We start from the raw sequence: 2596 nt of genomic DNA, 5'->3' as shown, positions 1-2596 counted from the left end.
CCCCCGGGCCATGCACTCGACAAGGGGAGGTAGTCATGCCAACTCCGAAGGCCGGTAACCCCGTTGCGGGGCTACGAAGACGGTAATGGGGGGGGCTGCCTGCCCGCCCCTCGAAGGAGCGCCCCCGACGGCGAGGTCGTCCCGGCCCGGGAAAGCCTCAGACCGTGATCACAGAACAGACAGCCGAGACCTGGGACCACGACCTGGACGACATCTTGACTGCCTTCGGACATCACTTCGGCCGCGTCGAACCGCGCCGCCGCATGCGGGATTACGGGCGCGGACTACTGTCCGGTGTCGCGGTATGCGGGCATCAGTCTGTTCAAGCTGATGCGGTACTTCCGCGCGGAACTGTTCCTCGTGCTCGGTACCAGTTCGTCGGAGAGTGTCTTCCCGCAGCTCACCTCCAAGCTCAAGAGACTGGGAGTGGACGAGCCCGTGGTCGGCCTGGTGCTTCCCACCGCGTACAGCTTCAATCACGACGGGACGTGTCTGTACTTCGCCTCGGTCAGCGTCTTTCTGGCGCAGGCAACCGGCAGTGATCTGGGATGGCAGGCGCAGGTCGGTCTCCTGCTCGTCCTGCTGCTCACGTCCAAGGGCCGCGCGGGAGTGTCGGGATCTGCGATCGCCGTGCTGGCACTGACTCTGAGCGCGACACACAAGATCCCGGTGGACAGCATCGCCCTGGTCCTCGGTATTCACAGCATCCTGTCGGCAGCCTTCGTCTTCACCAATGTCGCCGGCAACTGCGTGGCGACACTCGTGGTCGGGAAGTGGGAGAACGCCATCGACCGGGACCGGCTGCACGCGGAGCTCGATGCCGGGTACCAGACCGCCGCATGACACGCACCCGCGCACGAAGCAGGGCGGGGCGCGGCGGGGGCGATATCAGGACAGCCAGGGATGGCAGGTGCTGGGGGCCAACGCGAGTGTCGGCCAAACACCGCCGCCCGTAGCCGCAACCGCCCGATGACGCATATCTCCGAGACGGCCTCCGGGCCTGCGACATCACCCGCGCCGGGCGTCCCAAAGGCTGGGCCGATCGACGGCCTACGCCCTCTCCCAGATATCTTTGACGATATTGTCGACAATGTTGTACCGCGCGCCGGCACCACCCTGCGCCGAGTCACGACGAGGCTTCCGCGAGAGGGAAAATCCATGATCATCGACTGTCACGGTCACTACACGACCGCCCCGCCGGCCCTGGAGGCATGGCGCACGCGGCAGATCGCCTCCCTCACCATCGGCGACGACGAGTCCCTGGGAAACGGTTCAGGGGTTTTTCGCTCGCTGGACTCGCGGTGCGGCTGGATCCGTACCCTCAGGTACAGGTCCCCGGTGGGCGACGCTCGCGCCGCGCTCTGCGCCGAATCCACGACTGCGGAAGGCGGCTCGGCCAGCACCTCGGCAACCGTCGCACGGGGATCAACCATCCACTGACGCGCCGCTTCCGCCTCGCCGAGCGCGGCCTGCACCCGCTCGGCCTCCTCCCGCAACCACACGGACTCTTCCCTGACCCTCTTCTCCCTGGCCTCCGACAAACCGAGCACCGACGGCATCGGCCACTTCCACGGGCCAGACGAACCACGCCCATCTCTCCCGCCACGAAAGGGAGTTCATGCCCGCCCTCCCGAACCAAACGACCACGTTCGGAAAGCGGATGGGCGTTTCAAAACGTGCTGCGTCCAAACCAGATAACAGCGGTTGGGAACCGTAAGGCATCGCGCCGTGGTGGACATTACTGTGCATGGACGCTGATGAACGGGGCGAACAGCTGGAGCAGCTGTTCCGACGGACCTACCGCCGGGTGATGGCGTACTGCTTGCGCCGGACCGGCGAGGCAGCGGCACACGACGTGGTGGCCGAGGTGTACGGGGTCGCCTGGCGCCGACGAAGGCAGCTGCCCTCGGGCGACGAGGAAGCGGTGCTGTGGCTGCTCGGCATCGCACGCCGGGTCTTGGCCAACCAGGCCCGCAGCCAACGCCGTTGGGCACGGCTGCTGCTACGGGTGGCCGAACGTGCCGATCCGCCGCACACCGGCCACCTCCGGCATGACGGAGGCGACGATCTGGCGGCGGCCCTGGCACAGGCGTCGGACGCCGATCGGGAACTGCTGCGCCTGGCCTACTGGGACGACCTGTCCCGGCAGGACATCGCGACCGTCCTCGGTATCTCCATCGGCGCCGTCGACACCCGCCTGCACCGCGCCAGACAGCGCCTGCGCGTACGTCTTGGCGCGACGAGCGGTCACCAGGACCCGACCAAGGAGAAGGACCATGCTGAGCGATGACGAACTGGACCGGATGCTGCGGAACAGCGATCCGGGTCCCGGTGGGTCGGCGACCGACCCCGACTCGCCGACCGCCGCACGGATCCTCGCGCGGGTTCGCCGCAGCGCGCGACAGCGGCGCAGGCGCATCGTGATCCTGGCCCCGGCGGTCGCTCTGACCGTCGCCGGCGTCACTGCGGGGACCTATGCGTGGGTGGCCGGTGACGGCAGGGGCCATACCCTCGACTCGACGGGACTGACGTGCGACGGTCCCGCACCGACCTGGACACCTACTACGCGACCACGCCGTTCATCGCCGAGATGATC

Annotated in this window: 4 protein-coding genes; 3 read left to right on the top strand and 1 reads right to left on the bottom strand. The window is 67.6% G+C overall.

Features of this window, described 5'->3' with window-relative positions; genetic code table 11:
- Positions 1-294 precede the first annotated feature (294 nt).
- Complete coding sequence (locus ACFWP5_RS52225) at positions 295-843, top strand: cation:dicarboxylate symporter family transporter (RefSeq protein WP_384174467.1); 549 nt, start codon at positions 295-297, stop codon at positions 841-843.
- 338 nt (positions 844-1181) lie between these two features.
- On the opposite strand, the gene ACFWP5_RS52220 is transcribed toward ACFWP5_RS52225, so the two are convergent.
- On the bottom strand, positions 1182-1559 hold the full coding sequence (locus ACFWP5_RS52220) for a hypothetical protein (protein ID WP_384174470.1): 378 nt from the start codon (positions 1557-1559) through the stop codon (positions 1182-1184).
- A 188-nt stretch (positions 1560-1747) separates the two neighbouring features.
- Here ACFWP5_RS52220 and ACFWP5_RS52215 point away from each other — a divergent pair, with 188 nt between their 5' ends.
- Together ACFWP5_RS52215 and ACFWP5_RS52210 are read left to right on the top strand one after the other, a co-directional pair.
- Positions 1748-2290: an RNA polymerase sigma factor gene (locus tag ACFWP5_RS52215; RefSeq protein ID WP_384174464.1), complete on the top strand. Its 543-nt coding sequence runs from the start codon at positions 1748-1750 to the stop codon at positions 2288-2290.
- Positions 2277-2594, top strand: a complete 318-nt coding sequence (locus ACFWP5_RS52210; RefSeq protein ID WP_384174462.1) for a hypothetical protein — start codon at positions 2277-2279, stop codon at positions 2592-2594. Before ACFWP5_RS52215 ends, ACFWP5_RS52210 begins: the two co-directional genes overlap by 14 nt.
- Positions 2595-2596 lie beyond the last annotated feature (2 nt).

It is taken from the genome of Streptomyces sp. NPDC058469 (genome assembly GCF_042721125.1).
Classification (GTDB): domain Bacteria; phylum Actinomycetota; class Actinomycetes; order Streptomycetales; family Streptomycetaceae; genus Streptomyces.
This window is presented reverse-complemented; position numbering and strand designations above follow the sequence as displayed.

What these genes read in the sequence shown, in the direction of transcription:
- ACFWP5_RS52220 (WP_384174470.1), bottom strand. Translation starts at nt 1,559, where the DNA reads ATGCCGTCGGTGCTCGGTTTGTCGGAGGCCAGGGAGAAGAGGGTCAGG.
- ACFWP5_RS52215 (WP_384174464.1), top strand. Translation starts at nt 1,748, where the DNA reads ATGGACGCTGATGAACGGGGCGAACAGCTGGAGCAGCTGTTCCGACGG.
- ACFWP5_RS52210 (WP_384174462.1), top strand. Translation starts at nt 2,277, where the DNA reads ATGCTGAGCGATGACGAACTGGACCGGATGCTGCGGAACAGCGATCCG.